Below are 23,568 nucleotides of genomic sequence, written 5' to 3'. Positions count from 1 at the left end.
TAAAATTTATCTATTAAGGATTTAATGTCGTTTGCTTTTATTATATTCTGTTCTTACAGTAAAATCTGAGCAAGTCAGTTAATAATTAAGGTTAAGGAGGGGGTTTTACATGCATTCGATCAAGCAAATAGGTAAGTGTTTTTGGTATATCACACCAGTATCGGAGACCGACCGTCCAATACTTGGAATGGTTGTTGGTAGGGATAAGACATTAATGATTGATGCAGGTAACTCGGAAAAACATGCCAAGTATTTTCTGGATGAACTATTAAAAAGAAACGTTTCAAATCCAGATATGGTTGTCCTTACCCATTGGCACTGGGATCATATTTTTGGTCTCTCTACTCTAACAAATGCATTATCAATTTCCTCAATAGAAACAAAAACGGAAATAGAAAAGTTAAAGCATCTGTCGTGGTCGGATGAGGCATTGGATTCTCGAGTTAAAGAAGGAACGGAGATTGAATTTTGTGCAAATGCAATAAAAAAAGAATTCCCTAGTCAAAGGAATATCACGATTGTATTACCAGATTTAATCTTTGAAAAACAACTGGAAGTAGATCTTGGGGAGGTGACTTGTGTCATACAACATGTGGGAGGAAGTCATGCTTCAGATTCTGTAGTTGTGTACATCAAAGAAGAAAAGATTCTATTTTTAGGAGATTGTATTTATTGTGATATTTTTTCCGAAAAGAGGAATTACAAAGTAAACGAAACTCTTCAACTTTTAGATAAACTAGAAACATTTGATGCAGAAATATATATTCTCTCTCATTGGAAACCGATTTCAAAAGAGGAATTTAATCAGGAAATTACAATGCTTAGAACCATTGCAACATATACAGATATTTTTAAAGGTGAAAAACAAAAAATAATAGAAAATTATAAGAAATACGTAAAAAGGGAACCGACTGATGACGAATTGGTAGTAATAGATGAATTTGCTAATGGTTATTAAAGTAATGTACTTTTGTGTAATTACCAATGCATATTGTAACAGCACCATTCCATTAGTCTAGTAAATCATTCATGGTATATGTCATAGGCAAACGACGGTTGATAGCTGAAATAAGTGTCGGTTTTATAGGGGCATTTGTATGCAATGGGGCTAGTCGAACAGGCTACAATGGAGTTCGGTGTTCCGAGGAGCAACCCATCATCAAGCTGCCAGAAAAAAGTCGCTATGATTGCCGCATAGCTATTTCTAATCATACAGAGATAAGACTGACTACGAAATGACCTATACTTTTAATGGTGGTAAATATGTATTATATTCTTTTGATGAACCTGTTGAGTATGGTGAAAGAAGTATGTTGGTCGAATGTTACTCAGAATTGTATAGCTTCTGGTTACCGATTAGTGGGAACAAATATTTGGGGAATCCAATTGAACTTGTGCACATTGACGAAGAGAGTGGTGCACTCAATCTTAATTGCAGAATCAGTGCAATCGCTTTAGCCATAGAGCCTAAATAAATCGGGGGTAAATGTATGTCAATTGATTTAGGTGCGTTAAATTATCTTGCTATTCTTATTGGTGGAATCTTGTATATGATTTATGGGGCGATCTATTACTCCCTATTAGTAGGGAAGGAAAATCAAAGCAAAGGTGCATTAAAGTATGTGATTTCAGTAATTGTTGCCTTTATTAGTTCCATTTTTATTGCAATTCTCGTCCAAGCGACTAGTTCAAATAGTTTGTTAGAAGGTGCTGCTATAGGAGGTATTATTGGCATTCTTATTTCAATTGTTTATTTGAAAAATTCATTATTTGGACTCGTAAATAAGAGAAATTTTTTAATTGCGATTGGTGACCATTTTATCATTTTTACCTTACTAGGAGCACTCCATGGTCTATTTGTCTAATCGTATCAATTTTATAGATTGAAACGAGTAAAAAGAAGGATCTCTCATACATATGGAGATCCATTTTTTATTCCTCATTTAGAGGTGTTACGGTGAACCGTATCACAAATAAATGCGACCCTTTTTTAGATTTAATGTAAAGGTGGTTAGTAGTGGTGGGATGGATAAAAGGTTGAATTAAAGAACCATAGACCGTACCACACAGCGAAATATAGCATGTTTACAGGGAAATAGATAATGTATGATTAGATAAGATTATATATATAATAAGGAGGAAATTTAATTATGGATTTATTGCACCCTATATTCGGAGAGTTAGAGTTAAATGAATTTGGAGAATACGAAGCAATTAGACTTATAAAGTTTTCAGGATTAGAAAAAGAAGTGAAAATAACTTTTGATGATGAAATCAACGAAGAACATTGTCAAACATATCAATCTTTTATAGAAAATTTAGATAGAATAACTCCGGATATAATACAGTCTATCATTGAATATCAGAATGAATGTCATGATTACACTGACTATACAGTGAGTTTTAAATATTTTGAAAATACTAATGATCTCTTAGAAAATACCGAACTTTTCGAAATTGCTCTTCAAACCGAACTTCATGGAGTAGTTACGGACTCAAACCTCTATCATAAAGTAATGAAAGAAGAACTAAATGGCACGGAAGAAGAAAGATACGTAGTGCTATTGTTTGAAGCAAAATGGGTAAATGATGATTATCGCATCTTAAGTGTTGCTTTGGCGAATGAAAAAGTGATTTATGTGACAGATGAAAATATTACAGTTTAATTTGGAGATGATGAGCATAATACGAAGTTTATAAATTCTAGCTTATATCACAGAAACTATATAATAAATGTTTTGAATCATCTTATAAATTTACATTATACAGAAATAGAAAGAGTAATAGGAAAAGTCTTTCGCTGGAATAGGGATATCTTTATCAGAACATCTGATAAGGAGATTTACATATACGCAATTGTCGAATAAACTTCACTTTTCTTATTCAACTAACGAAGGCTTTACTTGAAGATCATTGAGTTGCATAATGCAGCTCTTTTTTCTTTATTGGACTAACGGAGTTTAGTTCATTAAGAAATTACCATTGTATTCGTTTATTTTTCACATATACTGTATAATTTTGGATAGGGATATTTAACTTTGAGTATTTTTAAAGAATTATTTTTGGAGGGGAAATCTTGTTATATTTAGCTTTATTCATTGGTATCGTTTCAATTGTTGTTGCGAATAAGCTTACTCAAGCATTTAAATTATCAAGCATTTGGGTATTGATTGGTCAAATTTGTGTGTCACTTGTAATCATAATGGTCGGAAACCTCGAGGTTAGTTATATTCATCTAGGTAAGCACTTCGAATTAGGATATTTGACAATTCCATTTACTTTATTACTTCTTGTAGGTTTTACAAATGTAATGAATATAGAAAAAGTGCAAAATCCTTCAATATTGCTGTTGCCATTCGTTTCTTTAGTTTGTTTCTCAATTGCAGCTTTCTTCATAGGTCATTCATTTGTTTTAATAACGGGGATTTGTTCCAGTTTAACGCTTATGTTTATTCTGCTATACGGCTATTTTACTGGTAAAGTATTTGTAGGAAGAACGCTTACTACGTTAATAGGTTTCATAATAGCCGTGCTTTCAATAGCCCTCATAAAAACATCTATTGTAACAATTTATATTCCAATATTTACTTTAGCACTACCATTCACTTTAAATTATTTTATTCAAGATAAATTTACGAGTGTACATTCAATTACAGTTAGCACTTTAACAGCTATATTATTTGGTGTATTAATGTACATAGTTCCTTTTCATTTTATGTGGTATCTCGTTGTTGGGTTAACGCTTATTTTGGTTATCACGCAATTTTCACGTAAATATCGCTTTATTTAGAAACTAAAGTTCTTGTTCAACTATCGGAGGCTTTACTTCAATAAGAGGTAGAGCCATTTTCTTTTTAGACTAACATGGACTGGAACATATATATAAGGAGGAAACGACAAGTTGAAACTGAATTGTAAAGCACGTGATTTAGAAATTTCTGAACCATTATCGAAATTAAAAGACCTGAATTTGATTAAAGAAAACGATGGTACGGGGGCAAGAGTTTAAGATCATGCTACTGAAGTCAAAGGCAACTTTGCATATAACGGGGAAGGATAGTTGAAAAAGTTATCGAACTTATCAAATTGGGTAGTTAACTAATTCGACCAAAAAGGATTAAAAAATGGAAAAAATAGATGAAATTATTGAGTTACTCACTAATAAAGGTTTTATAAAAAATGATCATCTAGAATGGCAGAAGTTAAAAAGTGGTACAACTGATGGTATTTTATATATTATCTTGTTGAAAAATATGCCAACTTATGTGGTAAAGATAGACTATCCTAAGGTAATAACTGCCACTGAGGAATTCCTACTTGCATATAAAAATGTGAAATTGTTGCCTGATGTTCTTTACACGGATAATAAAAAAGAATTTATTATTTACGCTTATATACCTGGAGAAACTCACTATAATCGGGGATCGAAATTAGAATGGATGAAAATTTTAACTAAAGATTTGTTTAATAATTATGAAAAGGTGGACAAAGACATTCCTTGGGGAAGAATAAATGGGATTCATAGAAACTCCTGGTCAGACTTTAACCAAAGTAGTTTTGAGTTTGCCAAAATAAACATAGGTAAGCTTTTACCGAGCGAGGACCATAAAAGAGTAGAGTTGTTGGTAAATATATTAAAAACTTATCACGATCAAGAGGAGAAGTACTATCTTCATGGAGATACTGGTGTTCATAATTTTGTATACGCTTGTAATCAGTTAAAAGGAGTTATTGACCCATCACCATTAATCGGTCCCAAAGTTTACGATTTTACCTATGCTTTTTGTTCTTCACCAGATAGTCTAGATGTAAATACACTTTTTTCATCGTTTTCTTTGTGGAACGGGAATGCAGCCTTTACTAAGGAACGACTTTTGGATGAAGTTGTTTTTCAATTATATACACGTATTGGAGTGTGTATTGAAGTTCATCCGCACGACCTAAATGGTTATATGGAGGCTTGGAAGCAATGGAGGAAGTATCTTCCCTCTAACTAATAGTTACTTTGGTGGAGTAAGCAGAATCAAAATAATCAATTTTTTTATAAAAAAAATAAAGGAAAGCCAACGTTTTGATCAAAACTTTATTCAAAATGTTGGCTTTTTAAATACAGTGAAATCAAGAGTTTAGAATGATTTTCAATAAACTCAACTATCACAAAAACCTTTTCGCAAAGAGGCTTACCTATCTTTAACTAATTTTAGTTCCATTTGGCACATGTTGTTCAGGTGTTAGTAGAATCACATCACCATCTACGGGCACTCCACCAATAACTAAAACTTCAGATTTAAAGCCTGCCACTCGACGAGGAGGGAAATTAACAATAGCTACTACTTGCTTGCCTATAATGCCTTCTGGCGTATAGCGTTTGGTAATTTGAGCAGAGGATTGTTTAATTCCAATATCTTCACCAAAGTCAATTTCCATTTTAATAGCAGGAATTCTTGCTTTCTGAAGTTCTTCAGCTTGGATAACTGTCCCAATTCTAATATCAAGATTAACAAAGTCTTCTATAGTTGCCATAAAAGTACCCCTTAAGTGAATGTAATTTTGTATAATGACCAAATTCAAAAAATGAAAGTATTTGCGTTTATTAAATGAAATTCAGGAGATATGTACCTCTTAAAAGTGATAGAATTTACCATTATTATAAAAAATAACTATACTCCTTTTTAATAATATAACATTTGGAATTGGCATTTGCAGGTTTTTTGATACCTGAGAAAAATACATCATTACATTCATTTTGGATTGTAATTGGTTTTATATACAGTTAATAATACAAAAATACAAGCATTTTTTAGTTTAAACTTCAAATAATAATGATTAGAAATAATTATTTGCAGGAGGTGAAAACTTGAGGAAGTATTATCTGTTGATCGCACTTTGCATTCTTGGGATCTTTGTATTTTTTGTAAGTGAAAAATCTTTTGCCGACAAAGGAAGAAAATATTACGAAGAAGCCGGACAAATTTTGTGGGATATCAATACGGATGAAAAAGTTATTGCCTTAACTTTTGATGATGGTCCTCATAAAAAGTATACCCCTGAAATTTTGGATATATTATCCAAATATAATGCAAAGGCAACTTTCTTTATTGTAGGGGAAAATGCAGAAAAAAATCCTGAGCTTGCTTTACGTGTGCACGAAGAAGGACACGAACTAGCCATTCACACATATACACATCCTTTAAGAACGAACGTTTTCAAATTAATGAAAGAAATAAAACAATCACATGCAACGATATTTGGAATTACTGGATATTCGCCTGTTTTATTCAGACCAGTTGAAGGTCAATATACGGATGCCATGATTGATGCAATTATCCAAGAAGGGTATAAAGTTGTCATGTGGTCATGGCATTTAGATACATTCGATTGGAAAAATCCTGGAGAAAAGAGGATTGTTAACACTGTTTTAAAAGGTGCTAAGCCCGGGAGTGTAGTGTTATTTCATGACGGTGGAGGGAATCGTGCGCAAACCGTGAGAGCATTGAAAAAAATCTTACCAGAACTTGAAGAGCAAGGATATAAATTTGTAACGATTTCTGAGCTGCTGGAAATCCAAAAATTCAGTTATAAAGAAGGCAAATAACTAATGATTAGAAAGCGTAAATAGTGCAGGGCTTAGTTTCTAATGAAAACTAAGCCTTGTTTTTGAAATCGGTTGAAATTGTTGTATAATTAAGAAAAGTTTGGTATTTACAAAAAATCAATAGAATGGAAGGAGCATAAAATGAAACAAATTATTGCATTAGGGGGAGGGGGCTTTTCTATGGAGCCTCACAATCCATTATTAGATACATATATTTTACAGCAATCTAACAAAGCTAATCCTAAAATTTGCTTTGTTCCGACTGCAAGCGGGGACTCGGAAAATTATATTTCGAGATTTTATTCTTTTTTTGACTCACATCAATGTATTCCGTCCCACTTATCACTTTTTTCTCCACCTACTCAAGATTTGGAAAGTTTTATTTTGGACAAGGATATAATTTATGTTGGCGGAGGAAATACTAAAAACCTTTTAGCTTTATGGAAAGAATGGTCGTTAGATCGCATTTTTAAGACAGCTTGGCATGAAGGAATCCTTTTGACAGGCATTAGCGCGGGCTCAATTTGTTGGTTTGAAGAAGGAATAACAGATTCATATGGCGGTGGAAATTTACAGCCGATAAACTGTTTAGGGTTTCTTCCAGGAAGTAATTGCCCTCATTATGATGGAGAAATCAATCGAAAACCAGCTTATCATGATTTGGTCCGAGCTAAAAAGCTCTCATCTGGCCTTGCCGTTGATGATGGAGTAGCCGTTCATTTTATCGATCAAGAAGTCCATAAAATTGTTAGTTCAAAGCCTAACGGGAAAGCATATAGAGTCTCTCTTGATGAGGAGGTGAATGAGCAAGAATTATTTGTAGAGTATTTAGGAAGTATGTAAAAACTATAAAGTATAAGCCTACTCATGTGGTTGAATAGGCTTATTTACATTTTGAAGAAAACAACTTCATTAATTATGTATAAATATAAAATTCTATATAACCCCTATCTTTACTAATGTTAGATTCATCACCGAAAGTCAGTATGATATTTGTAAAAACGTATACCATGTATTTTATTTGATTGGAGTGGAGACTGGGTGACTCCTTGGGGATCAGCGATAGGGGAACGAAGGCTAAGAGCATCACGTCCTGTGATAACGCCTTCGTGACCAACATCGTGTTGGCCCGAGACCCTGCAGCGAAGCGGATGTTTTCTGTGCGAAAGCGTAGTACTAACGTAGCGGCAGCAACAAAAGCGGCTCATCGGACGCCCCCAGGAAGCTCTGCTCTGCGCGAAAGCGAAGCGTCAGCGGCAAAGCGCCCAGTCGGAACGGAAATCAACCACACGTCATAGTGACGAGCCTAATGTTGCAAAGATAGGGGTTACGTGTTTTCATTCTAAATTTTAAAGTTAAGAAATAATTCGTCCTTTACCAAAAGGAATACATAATGGTGTGCCAAAAATAGGATCAGCCGTCATTTTACAATCTAGATCAAAGACATGTTTTACTAACGTAGTGGTCATGATTTCTTCAGGTCTTCCTTCTTCAAAGACGCCGCGATCTCGAACAGTAATTATATGATCAGCATACCGACAGGCCAAGTTTATATCGTGTAGCACCATAATAATTGTCCGTTTTTGCTGTTGATTCAATTCAAATAGTAAATCGAGAACTTCAATTTGATGGGTTAGATCTAAGTAGGTAGTAGGTTCATCTAATAGAATAATATCTGTATCCTGGGCAAGTGTCATGGCAATCCAGGCACGTTGACGTTGACCACCTGAAAGTTCGTCGACCGGTTTATCTCGTAAATGATCAACGCCCGTTGCCTTTAAGGCGTTTAACACTACTTCTTCATCTTTCTCTGTCCACTGTTTGCGCCAGCTTTGATGAGGGTAACGACCTTGTTTAACAAGTTGTAAAACTGTTAATCCTTCTGGTGCTACTGGTGACTGCGGAAGAATAGAAAGTTTTTTTGCTACTTGTTTAGTGGATAATTTAAAAATATCTTGTCCATCTAATAATACAGAGCCATTTTTAGGCTTTAATAATCGAGCAATTGAGCGTAAAAGTGTGGATTTTCCACAACCGTTGGCGCCAATGAGCACAGTAATTTCATTCATTGGAATAGATAAATTTAGATTTTCAATGATATTGGAATCACCATAATTTAGTGTAAGTGATTTAGTTTCTAACGTAATAGTCATGACATTTGACTCCTTTATTTTCTAGGGTTTCTAAATAATAAATAGATGAAATAAGGAGCACCAATGGCAGCTGTAAACACACCAGCTGGTACTTCTAAAGGGCTAAATGCAGTTCGTCCAATAATATCTGCAACCATTACTAGTAAAGCGCCAATTGCAGCAGATGTCGGAATGAGAACACCGTATGACGGTCCTACAATGCGTCTTGCAATATGTGGTGCCATTAAGCCGACAAAACCGATCGCTCCTGCAAAACAAATAGCACTAGCTACTAGACTTGAACTCAAGAGTAATAAGAATAAACGAGTTTTTTGTACAGATTGTCCTAAACTAGCAGCTGTATCATCACCCAATTCTTGGACATTTAGCTGTCGAGTAATAAAAAATGTTATAAGTAGAAGAACTATGATCACGGGAACGATAATTTGGATTTGATCCCAATCAGCACTTTTGACGCTCCCTGTAATCCACTTATTTGCTTCACTGGCTTGATAAATAGGCCCGATAATCATTAACATCGTCGTAATGGCTTGCATAAATGCAGAAACGCCGATACCGATTAATACAAGTCGAGTGGGTGTTACACCATCTTTCCAAGCAAATATGTAAACAATGACACCAACGAAAGTTGCTCCGATAAAACCTGCAAGGGGTAACCATTCAATACTAACTGTTAAAGAATGATTGGAATCACTAAAGATGGCTAAAAAACCAACGACCGCTGCTCCACCACCGGCAGAAATACCGATAATATCAGGGGAGGCTAATGGGTTTTTAATAATTCCTTGCAATATAGCACCTGCCACTGCTAAAGCCATCCCAGCAAAAGCGGCAAGAAAAATTCTAGGCATTCGGAAATCCACAATAATTAATTGATCAAACTCAGAGCCTTTGCCGAATAAGGTTTGGATCACCGTTAAAGGATTTATAAATGAATCCCCAAATGATGCACTAAAGAAAAAGACGGCTAGTGTCATGATGCTAATAAAGGTAAGTTTTTTAGAAGCTTTGACATCTAGTAAAAACGAGATTTTATTTTGTAGTAAACGTATTGTTTTTAACTGTTTCATTATTTTTTTCCACCTTTTCGCGCAAGGTAAATAAAGAATGGCGTACCAATCATGGCTGTCATTACTCCTACTGGAACTTCTTGAGGCATAATGATATACCGTGCTGCTACATCGGCTATCAGTAAAAGAATGCCACCTAATAGTGCGGCCATTGGAATGAGCCAACGATGATCTGTGCCAACAAACTTTCGCGCAAAATGGGGTACCACAATTCCAACAAACCCTATTGGGCCAGCTACTGCAACTGAACCACCCGCTAATAAAATGACAATAATACCTACCATCAACTTCATGAATCCAAGGGGTAATCCTAGGCCTCTTGCTACATCGTCCCCAAGAGCAAGAATATTCATTTTAGTAGAGATCAACAGAGCGCCAATCCATCCAATGATAAAATAAGGTAATACAGATAAAAGAATTTCAATCTTTCGACCTTGTACGGAACCAGCTAACCAAAATAATACTTGTTCGAGTGCTGCTTCGTTTGTTGCAAGTAATCCTTGCGTAAAGGAAGCAAATAATGCACCGATAGCGGAACCTGCTAAAGTTATTTTGACTGGCGTGATCGCGTCTCGTCCAGCTGCGCTAATACCATAAACAGATAGAGCAGCTATTGTAGCACCTAAAAATGCAATCCATGCAAATGCTTGCAAACTTGTAACATTGAAGAAAATCATAGAAAAAACGACCGCGAAACCAGCTCCCGCATTAATTCCTAATATGCCTGGTGATGCTAAAGGATTTTTCGTTAATGTCTGCATGAGCACGCCTGTAATAGCTAGGGAAGCACCCACACAAGTAGCGATTAGTGCTCTTGGAATGCGAACATTTTGAATAATAATATGCTCGTTAGAATTATTAAACTGTGTAAAAGATTCAATAGTCGTTTGAATGGACGTATCTGCATAGCCGCATACAATACTGATTCCCATACAAAGGAGTAGGAGTAGTGTTCCTACTATTAGTGCAATTGTTTTTGAAAAATTTTTTTTAAAAATCATATAAATTCATACTCTTTCTTTGCATATTTATAAAAAAATATTGACAGTAATAGATTCTTACAATATGATTAATTTCGTTCTTAAGTAGTTGAAAGTGATTCTCATTATCGTTTAATCTGCTTAAATATTCTATCATATACATTGGAGGAAGAAAAGATGCAAAAGGCATTTAAAAAACTACTAGTTATGCTTGCAGTTGTCGCTGTATTTGCTTTAGCGGCATGTGGCAATGACAAGGAAAACAAGAAAGAAGAAAGTGCAACTAAGAGCACATCTTACACTGTAGAACATGCAATGGGGACAACTGAAATAAAAGACACGCCAAAACGTGTTGTTGTTTTAACAAATGAAGGAACAGAAGCACTATTAGCTTTAGGTATTAAGCCGGTAGGGGCTGTACAAGCATTTTCAGGTAACCCTTGGTATAATCATTTAACAGATAAGTTAGAAGGCGTAGAAGTTGTTGGGTTTGAAAGTGAAATTAACCTTGAAAAAATCGCTTCTTTAAAACCTGATTTAATCATTGGGAATAAATTAAGACAAGAAAAAGACTATGAAAAATTAAGCAAAATTGCACCTACAGTTTTCTCAGAAACATTACGCGGTGATTGGAAAGAAAACTTTACACTTTATTCAAAAGCGGTAAATCAAGAAGCTAAAGGCAAGGAAGTTTTAACAGCATACGAAGATAAAGTTCTAGCTCTTAAAGATAAGCTTGGCGATAAAACAAACCAAGAGGTTTCATTCGTACGCTTTATGGCCGATAAATCTCGAATCTACTATACAGATTCATTCTCAGGCGTTATTTTTGATTCTTTAGGATTCAAACGTGTACCAGAGCAAGCAGAACTATTTAAAGATAATGCGAAATTAGGTAATTTAGCTGTTGAGGTAGGTAAAGAAGCAATCCCTAAAATGGACGGAGATGTACTTTTCTACTTCACTTACATGCCAACAAGTGATGAAACAGGATTAGCTACTGAAAAAGAATGGACAGAAGATCCACTTTGGAAAAACTTAAGTGCCGTACAAAAAGGCAATGTCCATAAAGTTGACGATGTCATTTGGAACACAGCAGGCGGTATTCTTGCAGCTGATATTATGCTTGACCAAATTGAAGAAATCTTTGTTAAATAACATCGATATCCAGAATACTAATTAAGAAATCGCTATACTCTCATCGACATAAGATGATTGTATAGCGTTTTTTTTTTGCGTTAAAAGTAACTAAATTTCATCAAGTACTTTTCGATGGACGCTTTTTCGAGAGTTTCACTTTCTTCTATATAATACCCGGAATATTAAATTCTCTGTCACTCACATTCCCCATGGAAAATTTTACTTCAATTTAAAGGGGAGTCACCAAAAGTTGTGGATGAAAACGTATGTCTTGTATTAAGTTGATCTTCGTTCCGACTGGGCGACTCCTTGGGGATCAGCGGCTCATCGGACGCCCTCAGTCGGAACGGAAATCAACCACACGTTATTGTGATTAGCCAATTTGAACAAAAAATGGTGATTTAACGTAAAATAAGTAGGGGGGGGTTGAGTTGAGGTATTTATTAATGGGTGTTTTCTTATCACTATTCGGTGTTTTAATATCCATGATTTTTTGGGGAATGGAAAAAGTCTATTTAGTTACAGGGACGGTCGGGTGTATCTTTCTTGGCATATCCATGATTATTTCAGGTTCCATGGTAAGTGGGGATAGGATGAGAGCAAACTTCGCAACCGAGACAACTGATGAGAGGGACGAACGCAACAAAATTACTGTAAATGCATTACTAATTGCTTTACCAAATATTTTTGTAGCGATTTTATTTTACTATTTAAGTAAATAGAACTTTTTGAACGTTTTTGGAACTTCTAACAAAAATAATAAAAGGTCACCCGGACAATAGTGACCTTTTTGTATAACTGTAGTGTGTAAGGCTGGTGCATGATCCTACTATTACTATGGTGTGATATTTAGCAACAGCGATTTTGGAAATAATTAATTGTGACAATGATAAATAGCATTAACTTCTTCATGAATAATTGAATACGTAATCATAAGAATAAATTACCAATTAATACAAGAATGTTGCACCGACAATAATTAATAGAATGAACAGAACAACAATTAATACAAATGTTGAACCGCCGCCATAGCCTCCGCCATTGCAATTGTAGCTACCAACATTTCCACCTTGCCAGTATCCCATAGAGCATCCCTCCTTTCTACAATCTATAATATGTATAAGTGTAGGAAGGAGGGGTGGTAATCATCTAAGTATTATTTCCATTTGGTAATAAAATTTGAAAATTGTATTCAAGTTATAAATTTAAAAAGGGTCACTTACAAAAATGACCCTTAGTAACAAGTTTAGGAGGAGCAAAGCTAAATTAGCTTTACACTACTATTATTATGATGAATTGCTTTTTTTCTATAGTGAATTGCCTGTCAAAAAATTTTATTGGGAAAATCAATTCCGAAATGAAGAAACAACTTGAAGAAAATATTGTTGCTAACGTTCTTACGGTTGCATACGTGCACCCTAATTCATCTTGTTGAATAATAAAATTGAAACCATTACAAATTTCAACCGTATAAATTAGGGAAGGGTTCAAGGAGGTGTTGATGTTATGCCATTTATTGGATGGGCAATTCTAACTTTTTCAATTGTTTTTTACATACCATTTTTTATCTGGGTTTCTGCTAGCTATTTAGGTGATGGTGATCGTAGAAAAAGAAAAAATAACTATTGGGTATTCTTAGTATCAATTGGGTTATTAAATTCCATAAATTTTTTCTTCTTTAAGATTCAAGATACATATTATTTAGCAGTAATCATCTCAATCATTTTGTTCTATAACCTATATATGTTTTTAATTGTACGAAATGATAAAAGAAAAGTATCATTTAGATGAGACTTTAGGACAAGTTATCCCCATTAAATAAACATATCTATTTAATGGGGATTTTTTGTTTTTATTAAGGCTCTGTTAAATTTAATTGTTGGTTTTTAAATCAATAATTAGGGGAACCTGATCTGTTAAGTTTCACCGTTATTTCGGGGGTTCGTCTTAATAATGCGAATCTATAACGCTAAGAAAAATACGTGATTTTATGCAAAAGGAAGAACAAGTCTATCGAGTGAAAATATTGGTATATCTGCGATTTACACTATTTGTATAAATGTTGTATAAATAGTTTTTAAAAGAAATACCGCACGTGTAAAATTTTATCTGAGTATACGTGAATTATTGATAAAATATTAAACTATCAATCTATTGGAGGACATAATGAACACGAAACAATTAAATGAGCAATTTTATTCGAAGAGAGAACTTGTTGGTACTGACGATCATTGCATATGTGAAGATTGTGTTTTTTATGTGGAGCAAATTATGAAAAATGATGCGCTTGTCGAGTTTTTGCATACTAAAGGCCTCGATCCACGAAAAGCGAATGAAGTTTGGTGCTACATGGAAAACGACGGATATAAGTATTACACGGTCGATTTTTTTGAAGTGTATGCGGATAAAGAAGAAACACATACTTTTGGCAACGCAAAAATTACATTTTACGTCAACATTTATGCTGAAAAAGAAAAGCTACCACACGTATGCACAATCGATGTCGTTTTTTAAATGTAGTGTTCCGAATGCAGTCAATTAAAGCACCCCTATATGTAATGTTTCACTAAAGCATCCGTTAGCTCATCCATGAAGGGCAAAATCAGCACGTCACCACAGAAAATGAAAGATGATTAATTTCTTTCATGGGAGTTTAATTTCGCTATTTGTGAGTTAAAGGTGTTTCTGGTCGATTAGAGCAATATTTGCAAGTAGGGTCACTACATTTTGATTCAATCCAACTATTACATTTAGGACAAAAATAAGAATCAAAATCATCGTAATATACTAAATTAAACTTGCATTTAGAACATTTTTCTTGTTTAATTTCTCCATAAAATTCAAAGTCATCTATCATCACTTTCCCGTAGTCTTCTGTTATTTTCATAAATAACCTCCTTGAAACTATTTAACTGATAATTATGTATTTAATAACTATATTAATATATATTATCCATACATTTGTTTCGAATATTTTACATTCCTTTTTCAACTTTCTGCTTCGTTAGTTGAATAAAAAACATTAATACTGATGAGAACTGAACAATCTAAAGGAAATGCACAGTAATCAATAAAAAAACTGACAACTAATGTTATCAGTAAAAAAATGATATTACCTACCTCTATGTTTATTTTTAGACTTTTGAACTTTAATATTTCTAATATAATTTTTTCGTTCTTCTTTAAGTCGTTTGCAGGTAACTGATTTTTCTTTTTTTCTAAGTTCAATTTCAGCTTTAATCGCCTCTTCGGCCTTAGAAGAAATACTAGGTTTTTTAAGTTCTTTTGCTACTTTTCTTTGAAGTCTTTTAGGGTTGATTTTTTTAACTTTCTTTTGTTGGATAGGTATTCCATCATGTTTTTCATTATTTTTGATGAAATCCAACAAGTTCATGTTTACAAAATCAAAGACTTCTTGATCTTTAGGTTCATTTCCGAAGATATACTTGTACGCTTTGTATTTGTTTTCAGAAATGTTTTCTATTAGCCCTATATAAAATTGTCCATCATAACAAATGGTTAGTTTCATAGTAGGTCCCTCCTCATAAATTAAACTCGAATGATGGACATCCCGAGGAGGGGAAGGTTACTGACATCAAAATTGTGATGCATTCGGACTACCAACCGAATCGTGTTTTTTCATTCAACTATGTATTATAAACGATTTCATATTTTTTGTAAAAAATTTCCCTAACGTACCTTGGAAAATTAGTGTAGACAAAAAAGAATGGACACCAATGTTTGACGAACCAACAACAATTTATGTTTATACAGTTGAAAATGTAAAGTCATTCAATTATATAGAATTTAAGAAGAAGAGAATCGAAGTTAATGCAAAATCTTAATCGCCACCTAAATTCGCAGTCTTGGCACGAAAAAATAGATGAATTCGGATAACCATGAGAGAGACGTAAAAAAAGGGTCACTCGAACCAAAGTGACCCTAAACCACAAACTAGGAGGGCAAAGCTAAGTTAGCTTTACACTACTATTAATATGATTTAGTAGCTATGTTTGTATAGTGAAATGCCTGTGAATTTGATTGAAAAAATTAAAGTTAAAAGGGACTACTGTATCTTTATAGATTTTGTGTAAATTACATCTATATGCTCTTCTTATTATTTTAAGATGATTTAAGTAGTCAACAACCTAGTGATACCCGTGACCTAAAAACTTGTATTGCTACTTCATCCATTCGAATAAAAGGAATGTAAAAACTTTCCTGGACAAACAAGGTTCTCTTCCTCATAAATAAAAATTTCTTTTTAATTCGCTTCGAAGTACCGTACAAATTTGCAAGAGATTACTGCCATCATATAAACCAATTTCAATTACTATCCTAGACATTTTATATGTATAATAGAATAAATTACATATGAAGGAAATTTAGATTATTTTAGTAAATATTTTTGTAACGTAAGTGAAACGTCAGATACAGAAGTCTCTAAAAAACCATCATGCTGCTGTCGCTTCGCTTTCGCGCAAAAAAAACATGCTGCTGTCGCTTCGCTTTCGCGCAAAAAAAACATGCTGCTGCCGCGTCATAGTTGAATACACAAAGGAGATGTTGAAAATTGAAAGAGAATTTAAACATAGCAAATAATGTTTATAATAATGAGAATGATAGATATCCTGAATTCGAGAAAAATTTAAAAAGTTATTTTGATAAAGCGATTAGTAGTAAAAAATTATTTAAAACAAATGTTCAAGGTCTGTTTGATTTGTATATAGATAATTTACCAGTAGCAGCTAGACAACATTATACTTGTAGCGCTTGTAGACATTTTATTGAGCGATTTGGTGGTCTTGTAACGATTGATGAAAATGGCATTATGGCATCCGCTATATGGGATGAGGATATGGCTCCTCCATTTTTTAAAGCTGCTGTTTTAGCAATGAAAGCAGAAGTTTTAAACTCAAAAGTGATGGGTGTATTTATTTCAAACTCACCAGTATTAGGAAAGCCTTGTACTGGAAAGTGGAATCATTTATCCGTTATAGTTCCTGAAGAAATGGTGAACCACTCTAGATTACAAACTGCGGGACAAGTGATGGCTGAGAAATTAGAAGAATTCAAGATGCTATCAAATGCATTGCTTGATTATACAATCGAGACAGTGGAACAAGCAGTAGTTTTATTACAATCAGAAGCATTATACCGTGCAGATAGAGTATTAGGGATTGCAGAATGGTTTAAAACATTACATGACAAACGAAATAGCATAGGAAACAATAATCAGAAAACAAATCTTGTTTGGTTAGCAGTTGCGACAGCTCCTGCTGGATTCTGTCATGTAAGAAGTTCGATGATTGGCACATTATTAGATGACATAGCTTCAGGTATGTCCGTTGAATCGGTTGCTCGTCGTTTTGCAGAGAAGATGAATCCAGCGAATTACATGCGCTCACAAGCTGCTCCAACGCAAAATGCAATTGTAGAAGCAGAAAAAATAGTTGAAAAATTAGGAATTGCCAATTCTTTGCGAAGAAGATATGCCACTTTTGAAGAGATTCCGTCATTTTTGTGGAAAAATCAAACTGAACCTAAAGTTGTTGAACAAAAGAAGGGCATATTTTCAAACATTCTTCCTAAGGGAAAAGCCTCATCAAAAGTATCTCTTCCGAGTTCCGTAATGACGTGGGAAAAATTCCAACGAACTATTTTACCAACGGCTGAAAATATGGAAGTATTAATCGATAATCCTAGTCGTTTTATGGCAGTAGTAACTGCGTCTGATGAAGCGGCGCCAAATATTTTACAATGGAACAATACATTTAGTTGGTATTACCACGGAGGAATAGATGGCGAAATTAAAAGGAGAGTAGAAAGCGCGGGTGGAAGATATGAGAATAATGAGATTCGAGCTTCATTAATATGGGAAGGCTATACCGACTTAGATCTACATTGCCTAACACCAAAAGGGGACCACATCTACTATGGAGATAAAAGTGATAAATTTGGTGGATTTTTAGATATTGATATGAATGGTGGCCATCATAGAAATCCTTCTCCTGTAGAAAATATCAGGTGGAGTGAAAATGCGTCGGGTGGTCATTATAGATTTTATGTTCATAATTATTGTGAAAGAGGAAATGGAAGTACGCCGTTCAAAGTTGAACTTGAAGTAAACGGGAAAACCTACTCATTTATCGGTGTTGCTGGTGGGACTGGTTATGTAACGGATGTATTTGAATTTGATTATGCCAAAGGGCGTCAGCCGAATATTAGAAGCCATTCATATGCTAGTGATGATTCATGGAATGTTCAAGTAAATAATTTTGTGAAGGTAAACTGTATTACAACTTCGCCAAATTTATGGGGTGAAGAGCAGATTTCTCATTCTGGAAGTCATATTTTCTTTCTATTGGACGGCGTGAAGGACACTTCGGAAGGAAAAGGTAGAGGATTCTTTAATGAAACGCTTAAAGCTGACTTAAGACAAATTAGAAAAACGCTAGAAGCCTATACTGCTAGTACACCAATTGAAGGTACCGAGCATGCAACAGCTTGTGGTGTGGGATATTCGAAAGATCATGAATGGAATTTAACGGTTAAAGTAACAACAAATAATGCTACTAGGGTCATTAAGATTGATAGATGGGATTAAAAGTGGGAAGAAAGTAAAAAAAGCTCCCAGTCAAAAATTGCGACTGGGAGAGTTATCTTATAGGATTTTCAGTGGCAAGTTTATCGCATAACCGTTTTTTTATTGTTTTTTGCGATGAATTTGCTTCTGTAAAACCCAAATTCCTACAACAAAAATAATTGCTCCAGAAAGTTTATAAAGAATATTTCTTATTAAAAAGGTTTCGTTTGTGATGCTCATTAACAAACTTCCAAATAAAATAATTAAAACACCGAAAAAGCCTATTAACAATCTCATGAACTAACCTCCTAAAAGGATACTTACCATCATCAGCAGTGATAAAGGATTCTCTTCGTGACTGACTTCTATTGTTCCAATATAGTTGATATGACCCCCAATAAAACTAAATCCTCGGCCACTTACATGGACTAGCAAAAACATTCCCTTTATAGAATCAAACGCCATGTACACTTGTTACTTTACCATAATCATTAATTTTCTTATTTGGTAACCACGTCAGTTTAACAGAAGTAGAAAACATGGTGTAGCAAACTGACTGTGTGAAAGACAATAAGGTTAGTTGTTTTTTGTAGAAATAATAATTTAATTTTCCAATGCTTTTCATTTTGATGGACATTAAGAGTCCAATAGGGTCAGTATAATAGGGGTATGAATTGTATCCAAGTAAAAACCACTCATACGTATACGAGTGGGGGATATCTCATCTTATTTTGTTTCCACGTAGTTAATTAAAAGTACTAATATAAAGTAATTTACATTCCACATTGTTGAAGACCTTATAAATATAACATAAATAATGATTGAATAAAAAAGAGTTTAATTTTCAATCCTTACTTAATATTATGTAATTAATAAATTAAATTTGCAAATTTCTACCATATAGAATATAGTGTAATTAACATATAAAGGAAGGGGTGAAAAAATGGAACTATTAGTAGTTTTTAAAACAAAAAAATTGCCGAGACATCATCAATTTTTATTTGCGAGTGTTGTAAAGTCGGCTTTATCAAATTCAAATCCTGAAATGCAGAAAAAGATGTATCAATATTCGGAGAACCAAGCCAATAAAATGATGCGTCCATTTACAGGAGCTATTTATTTGAATAAGTATATTTTAGAGAAAGGAGAATTCTCAATTCAAGGGGATGTGCGCCTTACAATTTCCTCTCCAGATGCAGAATTCATGATTTATATTTATAACGGGTTTGTTCAACAACAACGTTTTAAATATCAATCTTACGAATTAACTTTAGAGAAAATTCAAATACTTCCACAAAATCTACCAAAGTCAAATAGAGTCCTAATGAAAACGAATTCACCGATTATCGTGAAAAATTCTTTAGGGAAATATCTAGAGATAGACGATTCATCATATGTAACAGAATTAAATTATGCTGCAAATGAATGTATGAAATCCATCAAGGGCCGATCATTATATGAACCAATAACTTTTACACCGATTACAATGCGTAAAAAAGTTGTGCAATTAAAGCACGATAAGTTCGTAAAGTTAAATGATAAGGGAATTTTATATATGAATGCCTATGAAGGTAACTTTATTTTAGAAGGGCATCCTGAAGATTTATCTATTCTTATACAGGCTGGATTGGGATTCAGAAGAGCTTTATTCTTTGGACATATCGAAATGATCAATGAATAGGAGGTGAGAGATATGATTGAATTGCAGTTAGACGACGTACTTTACAACAGCGGAATATTGGGTCTTTGCAGAATATTTGACTCTGTAAATCTACCGTTCGAAAAAAACGGACAAACCGTTACATTTGCTGAAAGTAACTTGAGCAACTTTGAAGAGCATTATTTTGAAACGCTTGTGGACCTTTATGGTTCTGAAACTAATTATTATAAAATGATAAATACCTACAGTAAACAGTTTGTTAAAAAATGTATAAATGGGATAACCGAAGAAAAGGAACTAGAACAATTTAATACACTTATAGACAACATGAAAAGATGGCTCACTTCAAATAGTTATAAAAATGTATATCCCTTTCTAACGGAAATTCCCTATGATTTTGAAGCTTCAGCAAAGACGTTTAAGAAAGTAAATAAGAAGAAAAAAGAAACGCTCAAAGATGTACAACCACAAGTCACTGAAATGGCACGAGAATTATTAGAGTGCCTATCATTTTTAGAACATGAGCAAGCTAAACGCTATATTGTACCACGTATTCTCAGTTATCAAGTAATTCAAGGTTTTTGGTCAAATGTATCGCTGCTAAATAGTAATGCTAGTAAAAAAGATTTGTATGTAGAATATGGCAATTACTTTATCCAAGCAGCTGAGAACTATCTGGAAACGAAAAATGATGAAAAGAAATATGCGAAAAATAAATTAACTTGTGCCTGTTGTGATAATAAATTGAAGTCGGCAACAGAAGCGTTTGATTTAACATGGGTACAAAAAGTAGGGGTAGATGCTTCGAGAAAATCCTCACATTATTGGGATCACCAACGAGATATCTTTATCTGTCCAATTTGTAATATTGTGTATAGTTGTATACCACTAGGATTTACTTTGGCACGAGGGGCTGGATTGTTTATAAATAACAACCGTTCTGTGGACGATTTAATTTCAGTCAATTCTATATCGTTAAAGGCTGGAAAAGTGGAAGTGTCAAGAGACGATTTAGAATCAATGGCGTATTATCAACTTTTAGATTTAATGGGGCAACAAGCAGAAAACCAAAAGTTATTAGAAATTGATAATATTCAAATTGTTAAATATGATCGGAATTCAGAGTCGAGACCATATACATTTAATATGTTATCACGTGAAAAGGCACAACAAATGTATGATAGTCGGAAAGATTTTCAGTTCTTAGTAGGGAAATTTGTCAAGGAAAATGGAGAGTATTTAAGTCTTTATCAGGAAGTGCTACGACGCTTTTACAATGGACAAGGTTTTGCAGATTTACTATACCGATTAATGCGTCTAGTTATAGATGATGATTTTAAAGGAATGGCTTCTATCTATAAAATACTGAATATTTCAAATAATAGATTTAAAGGGAGGGCGCATTTTATGACACAGGAAGAGTTACGTAAAATTCGTATTAGTGGTTATTACCTAAAGCAGGCGTATCGAGGGCAGGAAGCAAAGCTAAATGCAATTTCATATCAACTATTAAATGCGCTGAAAGTAAAAAATCCTAATAAATTTATGGATACAATTTTCCAAGCATATAGCTATAAAAAGAATGAAAAATTAGCAATACCAACATTCTTTATTCAAGCGTTAAATGATATTGAAAAATTCCAAACGATTGGTTATGCATTTTTGATAGGTCTAAACGGCTATGAAAAATCAGAAGATGAGAAGGAGGATACAACAAATGAATAAAAAAGGATTAACATTAAGTATCATTTTTGAAGCAGAGAGCGCGAATTATGGTGAGGGTGTAGGTAACGTCACTTCGCTCAAAAAGATTTCACGTGGAGACCATGAAATGTATACATACCTTTCTCGTCAAGCGCTTCGCTATAACATCGTCGATCAAATGGAGGTTAATAATACGCCATTAGGAGTAGATGGCAGTGTAATTCAATTCCATCCAGAAGCAACAATTGCAGATTATGCTGAGATTGATTTGTTTGGTTATATGAAAACGGTCAAGCCTACTAAAACACGTGCAGCTGTGGTAAGGCTATCAAATGCTGTAGCACTTGAAAGCTATAATACAGATCTTGAATTTTTAACGAACAAAGGGTTATTTGATCGTTATAAAGCGGCGACAAATGATGACAAATTAAAAGGTGGAAATATTGCACAAAGTGAAATTCATAAGTCCTTCTATGCGTACACAGTAACAATTGACTTAGACAAAGTGGGCATAGATGCGAATGATAATATTGAAATCCCACTGGCTGAACGTGCTGAGCGTGTAACGGCATTATTACAATCATTAAAGTTTTTATATCGTGACATTAAAGGTCGTCGTGAAAATTTATCCCCGATATTTGCCATCGGTGGTGTCTATGATTATAAAAATCCGTTTTTTGAAAATCGTTTAAAATTAAAAGAAAATAAACTGGCTGTGGCTACAATCGAAGGTGTATTAGCGCTTGATGAACATGTACAGAAAGAAACACGCGTCGGTTTAGTAAAAGGCCTTTTAGCAAATGATGAAGAAATCGAGCAAGTACTTCAAGCTAAGTCGATGGCTGAATTTTTCAAAGAACTTGAAGCGGCAGTTATAAACTACTATCAATAAGAGGGTGAGGATATGAAAGGAATTCGTATTGAGGCCTATCAAAATTTGGTGAATTATCGCAAGCCGACAAGTTTTCAATTGAAGGAATCTTATCCGCTACCACCATATTCAACGGTGATTGGTATGATTCATGCAGCATGTGGTTTTACAAGTTATGTACCCATGCAAGTGAGTATTCAAGGCAAATACCACTCGAAAGTCAATGATTTATGGACACGCTATGAGTTTGCTGGGAGTACCTTTGAGGAAGGGCGACATCAGCTGAAAGTAGAACTGACAGAGGGTAAAGCACATGGTATTACTAGGGGTGTTTCAACAACAGAATTGTTGGTAGATGTAGAACTTGTTTTGCATATAGTTCCAGAGGATGAAAGTTATATTCCGATTATTGTTGATGCATTGAAATCGCCGGTAGAATATCTATCACTTGGTCGGCGTGAGGACTTATTACAAATTAATGTGGTGAAGGAAGTAGAGATCGTAGAGGAATTCACAGATTCTGACACAGGAGTTTTATATGATATTTACTTACCTCAACATTTGACTAATGATGAGAAAATATATAGAAAACTAGGTACTACTTATCGCTTGAATAAAGTATATGAGCAATTGGAAATTTCTAAGGGGAAGAAAATTCGACAATGGCAAAAGGTGAATGTTTTTCATGTGCCTGCATCGGAAACGAACCAGCTATGTGCTTGGAGTGACATTTACTTTGACGCAGATGGTTATGTATTGTTTTTAGCTTAAGAATGGGAGCTATCCCATTCTTTTTTTAAAGGAGATGA

26 protein-coding genes are annotated in these 23,568 nt (G+C 34.1%); 17 read left to right on the top strand and 9 right to left on the bottom strand.

All coding sequences use genetic code 11. From position 1 onward, the window contains the following. Positions 1-109 precede the first annotated feature (109 nt). The 5 genes from ACVWXS_RS18020 to ACVWXS_RS18000 all read left to right on the top strand — a co-directional run bounded on the left by ACVWXS_RS18020 (position 110) and on the right by ACVWXS_RS18000 (position 4,997). A complete protein-coding gene (locus ACVWXS_RS18020; protein WP_456959499.1) occupies positions 110-958 on the top strand; it encodes an MBL fold metallo-hydrolase in 849 nt (282 codons plus the stop codon). Positions 959-1,490: 532 nt separating this feature from the next. Continuing rightward, positions 1,491-1,865 (top strand): DUF1761 domain-containing protein, encoded by a 375-nt coding sequence (locus ACVWXS_RS18015; protein ID WP_368637757.1) that lies wholly within the window; start codon positions 1,491-1,493, stop codon positions 1,863-1,865. Positions 1,866-2,150: 285 nt separating this feature from the next. Next, positions 2,151-2,666 (top strand): DUF6985 domain-containing protein, encoded by a 516-nt coding sequence (locus ACVWXS_RS18010; RefSeq protein ID WP_456959497.1) that lies wholly within the window; start codon positions 2,151-2,153, stop codon positions 2,664-2,666. Between the two features lie 410 nt (positions 2,667-3,076). Beyond that, entirely contained in the window at positions 3,077-3,790 is a 714-nt protein-coding gene (locus ACVWXS_RS18005) for a UDP-N-acetylmuramyl pentapeptide phosphotransferase (protein ID WP_456959496.1), read from the top strand. 334 nt (positions 3,791-4,124) lie between these two features. After that, positions 4,125-4,997, top strand: a complete 873-nt coding sequence (locus ACVWXS_RS18000; protein ID WP_456959495.1) for a phosphotransferase — start codon at positions 4,125-4,127, stop codon at positions 4,995-4,997. 193 nt (positions 4,998-5,190) lie between these two features. On the opposite strand, the gene csaA is transcribed toward ACVWXS_RS18000, so the two are convergent. Next, complete coding sequence (gene csaA, locus ACVWXS_RS17995) at positions 5,191-5,523, bottom strand: chaperone CsaA (protein WP_423471716.1); 333 nt, start codon at positions 5,521-5,523, stop codon at positions 5,191-5,193. 334 nt (positions 5,524-5,857) lie between these two features. Between csaA and ACVWXS_RS17990 the strand changes: the two genes are divergently transcribed. From ACVWXS_RS17990 to ACVWXS_RS17980, 3 genes are all read left to right on the top strand, one after another. Further along, positions 5,858-6,595: a polysaccharide deacetylase family protein gene (locus tag ACVWXS_RS17990; RefSeq protein ID WP_456959492.1), complete on the top strand. Its 738-nt coding sequence runs from the start codon at positions 5,858-5,860 to the stop codon at positions 6,593-6,595. Between the two features lie 141 nt (positions 6,596-6,736). Continuing rightward, complete coding sequence (locus ACVWXS_RS17985; RefSeq protein WP_456959490.1) at positions 6,737-7,438, top strand: Type 1 glutamine amidotransferase-like domain-containing protein; 702 nt, start codon at positions 6,737-6,739, stop codon at positions 7,436-7,438. A 182-nt stretch (positions 7,439-7,620) separates the two neighbouring features. Then, positions 7,621-7,893, top strand: coding sequence for a hypothetical protein (locus ACVWXS_RS17980; RefSeq protein ID WP_456959488.1), 273 nt, complete (start codon positions 7,621-7,623; stop codon positions 7,891-7,893). Positions 7,894-7,950: 57 nt separating this feature from the next. On the opposite strand, the gene ACVWXS_RS17975 is transcribed toward ACVWXS_RS17980, so the two are convergent. Genes ACVWXS_RS17975 through ACVWXS_RS17965 form a run of 3 tightly spaced genes read right to left on the bottom strand, consistent with a single transcriptional unit; the run spans position 7,951 to position 10,819 of the window. Beyond that, positions 7,951-8,748: an ABC transporter ATP-binding protein gene (locus ACVWXS_RS17975; RefSeq protein WP_068985468.1), complete on the bottom strand. Its 798-nt coding sequence runs from the start codon at positions 8,746-8,748 to the stop codon at positions 7,951-7,953. Positions 8,749-8,762: 14 nt separating this feature from the next. After that, entirely contained in the window at positions 8,763-9,818 is a 1,056-nt protein-coding gene (locus ACVWXS_RS17970; protein WP_423490013.1) for a FecCD family ABC transporter permease, read from the bottom strand. Beyond that, entirely contained in the window at positions 9,818-10,819 is a 1,002-nt protein-coding gene (locus ACVWXS_RS17965; protein WP_456959487.1) for a FecCD family ABC transporter permease, read from the bottom strand. Before ACVWXS_RS17965 ends, ACVWXS_RS17970 begins: the two co-directional genes overlap by 1 nt. A 156-nt stretch (positions 10,820-10,975) precedes the next feature. Between ACVWXS_RS17965 and ACVWXS_RS17960 the strand changes: the two genes are divergently transcribed. Then, entirely contained in the window at positions 10,976-11,956 is a 981-nt protein-coding gene (locus tag ACVWXS_RS17960) for an ABC transporter substrate-binding protein (RefSeq protein WP_456959486.1), read from the top strand. A gap of 413 nt (positions 11,957-12,369) precedes the next feature. After that, positions 12,370-12,660 carry a DUF5316 domain-containing protein gene (locus tag ACVWXS_RS17955; protein WP_368638658.1) on the top strand — a complete coding sequence of 97 codons (291 nt, stop codon included), beginning with the start codon at positions 12,370-12,372 and terminating at the stop codon, positions 12,658-12,660. 228 nt (positions 12,661-12,888) lie between these two features. On the opposite strand, the gene ACVWXS_RS17950 is transcribed toward ACVWXS_RS17955, so the two are convergent. Continuing rightward, positions 12,889-13,023, bottom strand: a complete 135-nt coding sequence (locus ACVWXS_RS17950) for a YjcZ family sporulation protein (protein ID WP_368638657.1) — start codon at positions 13,021-13,023, stop codon at positions 12,889-12,891. Between the two features lie 421 nt (positions 13,024-13,444). On the opposite strand from ACVWXS_RS17950, the gene ACVWXS_RS17945 reads away from it, so the two are divergent. Both ACVWXS_RS17945 and ACVWXS_RS17940 read left to right on the top strand, forming a co-directional pair. Next, positions 13,445-13,729 (top strand): hypothetical protein, encoded by a 285-nt coding sequence (locus ACVWXS_RS17945; protein ID WP_456959485.1) that lies wholly within the window; start codon positions 13,445-13,447, stop codon positions 13,727-13,729. A 375-nt stretch (positions 13,730-14,104) separates the two neighbouring features. Then, positions 14,105-14,452, top strand: coding sequence for a hypothetical protein (locus ACVWXS_RS17940; RefSeq protein WP_456959483.1), 348 nt, complete (start codon positions 14,105-14,107; stop codon positions 14,450-14,452). Positions 14,453-14,600: 148 nt separating this feature from the next. On the opposite strand, the gene ACVWXS_RS17935 is transcribed toward ACVWXS_RS17940, so the two are convergent. The 3 genes from ACVWXS_RS17935 to ACVWXS_RS17925 all read right to left on the bottom strand — a co-directional run bounded on the left by ACVWXS_RS17935 (position 14,601) and on the right by ACVWXS_RS17925 (position 16,466). Then, positions 14,601-14,825, bottom strand: a complete 225-nt coding sequence (locus tag ACVWXS_RS17935) for a hypothetical protein (protein ID WP_456959481.1) — start codon at positions 14,823-14,825, stop codon at positions 14,601-14,603. A 225-nt stretch (positions 14,826-15,050) separates the two neighbouring features. Further along, positions 15,051-15,467 carry a YjdF family protein gene (locus ACVWXS_RS17930; RefSeq protein ID WP_374966879.1) on the bottom strand — a complete coding sequence of 139 codons (417 nt, stop codon included), beginning with the start codon at positions 15,465-15,467 and terminating at the stop codon, positions 15,051-15,053. Positions 15,468-16,328: 861 nt separating this feature from the next. Next, positions 16,329-16,466: a hypothetical protein gene (locus tag ACVWXS_RS17925; protein WP_456959479.1), complete on the bottom strand. Its 138-nt coding sequence runs from the start codon at positions 16,464-16,466 to the stop codon at positions 16,329-16,331. Positions 16,467-16,511: 45 nt separating this feature from the next. Between ACVWXS_RS17925 and ACVWXS_RS17920 the strand changes: the two genes are divergently transcribed. After that, positions 16,512-18,545 carry a YfaP family protein gene (locus tag ACVWXS_RS17920; RefSeq protein WP_456959478.1) on the top strand — a complete coding sequence of 678 codons (2,034 nt, stop codon included), beginning with the start codon at positions 16,512-16,514 and terminating at the stop codon, positions 18,543-18,545. Between the two features lie 99 nt (positions 18,546-18,644). On the opposite strand, the gene ACVWXS_RS17915 is transcribed toward ACVWXS_RS17920, so the two are convergent. Further along, positions 18,645-18,821, bottom strand: a complete 177-nt coding sequence (locus ACVWXS_RS17915; protein ID WP_456959476.1) for a hypothetical protein — start codon at positions 18,819-18,821, stop codon at positions 18,645-18,647. Between the two features lie 646 nt (positions 18,822-19,467). Here ACVWXS_RS17915 and cas6 point away from each other — a divergent pair. Genes cas6 through cas5b form a run of 4 tightly spaced genes read left to right on the top strand, consistent with a single transcriptional unit; the run spans position 19,468 to position 23,530 of the window. Further along, on the top strand, positions 19,468-20,205 hold the full coding sequence (gene cas6, locus ACVWXS_RS17910; protein ID WP_456959474.1) for a CRISPR-associated endoribonuclease Cas6: 738 nt from the start codon (positions 19,468-19,470) through the stop codon (positions 20,203-20,205). A 12-nt stretch (positions 20,206-20,217) separates the two neighbouring features. Further along, entirely contained in the window at positions 20,218-21,909 is a 1,692-nt protein-coding gene (cas8a1, locus tag ACVWXS_RS17905; RefSeq protein WP_456959472.1) for a type I-B CRISPR-associated protein Cas8b1/Cst1, read from the top strand. Continuing rightward, a complete protein-coding gene (gene cas7i / locus ACVWXS_RS17900) occupies positions 21,902-22,780 on the top strand; it encodes a type I-B CRISPR-associated protein Cas7/Cst2/DevR (protein ID WP_456959470.1) in 879 nt (292 codons plus the stop codon). The genes cas8a1 and cas7i overlap by 8 nt, the downstream gene beginning before the upstream one ends. A 12-nt stretch (positions 22,781-22,792) precedes the next feature. After that, positions 22,793-23,530: a type I-B CRISPR-associated protein Cas5b gene (gene cas5b / locus ACVWXS_RS17895; protein WP_456959468.1), complete on the top strand. Its 738-nt coding sequence runs from the start codon at positions 22,793-22,795 to the stop codon at positions 23,528-23,530. Positions 23,531-23,568 lie beyond the last annotated feature (38 nt).

Source organism: Lysinibacillus sp. TE18511 (genome assembly GCF_054062295.1).
This window is presented reverse-complemented; position numbering and strand designations above follow the sequence as displayed.

Coding starts and splice junctions, on each gene's coding strand:
- ACVWXS_RS18020 (WP_456959499.1), top strand. CDS start 110: ATGCATTCGATCAAGCAAATAGGTAAGTGTTTTTGGTATATCACACCA.
- ACVWXS_RS18015 (WP_368637757.1), top strand. CDS start 1,491: ATGTCAATTGATTTAGGTGCGTTAAATTATCTTGCTATTCTTATTGGT.
- ACVWXS_RS18010 (WP_456959497.1), top strand. CDS start 2,151: ATGGATTTATTGCACCCTATATTCGGAGAGTTAGAGTTAAATGAATTT.
- ACVWXS_RS18000 (WP_456959495.1), top strand. CDS start 4,125: ATGGAAAAAATAGATGAAATTATTGAGTTACTCACTAATAAAGGTTTT.
- csaA (WP_423471716.1), bottom strand. CDS start 5,523: ATGGCAACTATAGAAGACTTTGTTAATCTTGATATTAGAATTGGGACA.
- ACVWXS_RS17985 (WP_456959490.1), top strand. CDS start 6,737: ATGAAACAAATTATTGCATTAGGGGGAGGGGGCTTTTCTATGGAGCCT.
- ACVWXS_RS17975 (WP_068985468.1), bottom strand. CDS start 8,748: ATGACTATTACGTTAGAAACTAAATCACTTACACTAAATTATGGTGAT.
- ACVWXS_RS17970 (WP_423490013.1), bottom strand. CDS start 9,818: ATGAAACAGTTAAAAACAATACGTTTACTACAAAATAAAATCTCGTTT.
- ACVWXS_RS17965 (WP_456959487.1), bottom strand. CDS start 10,819: ATGATTTTTAAAAAAAATTTTTCAAAAACAATTGCACTAATAGTAGGA.
- ACVWXS_RS17960 (WP_456959486.1), top strand. CDS start 10,976: ATGCAAAAGGCATTTAAAAAACTACTAGTTATGCTTGCAGTTGTCGCT.
- ACVWXS_RS17950 (WP_368638657.1), bottom strand. CDS start 13,023: ATGGGATACTGGCAAGGTGGAAATGTTGGTAGCTACAATTGCAATGGC.
- ACVWXS_RS17945 (WP_456959485.1), top strand. CDS start 13,445: ATGCCATTTATTGGATGGGCAATTCTAACTTTTTCAATTGTTTTTTAC.
- ACVWXS_RS17940 (WP_456959483.1), top strand. CDS start 14,105: ATGAACACGAAACAATTAAATGAGCAATTTTATTCGAAGAGAGAACTT.
- ACVWXS_RS17935 (WP_456959481.1), bottom strand. CDS start 14,825: ATGAAAATAACAGAAGACTACGGGAAAGTGATGATAGATGACTTTGAA.
- ACVWXS_RS17930 (WP_374966879.1), bottom strand. CDS start 15,467: ATGAAACTAACCATTTGTTATGATGGACAATTTTATATAGGGCTAATA.
- ACVWXS_RS17925 (WP_456959479.1), bottom strand. CDS start 16,466: ATGTTTTTTTTGCGCGAAAGCGAAGCGACAGCAGCATGTTTTTTTTGC.
- ACVWXS_RS17915 (WP_456959476.1), bottom strand. CDS start 18,821: ATGAGATTGTTAATAGGCTTTTTCGGTGTTTTAATTATTTTATTTGGA.
- cas6 (WP_456959474.1), top strand. CDS start 19,468: ATGGAACTATTAGTAGTTTTTAAAACAAAAAAATTGCCGAGACATCAT.
- cas8a1 (WP_456959472.1), top strand. CDS start 20,218: ATGATTGAATTGCAGTTAGACGACGTACTTTACAACAGCGGAATATTG.
- cas7i (WP_456959470.1), top strand. CDS start 21,902: ATGAATAAAAAAGGATTAACATTAAGTATCATTTTTGAAGCAGAGAGC.
- cas5b (WP_456959468.1), top strand. CDS start 22,793: ATGAAAGGAATTCGTATTGAGGCCTATCAAAATTTGGTGAATTATCGC.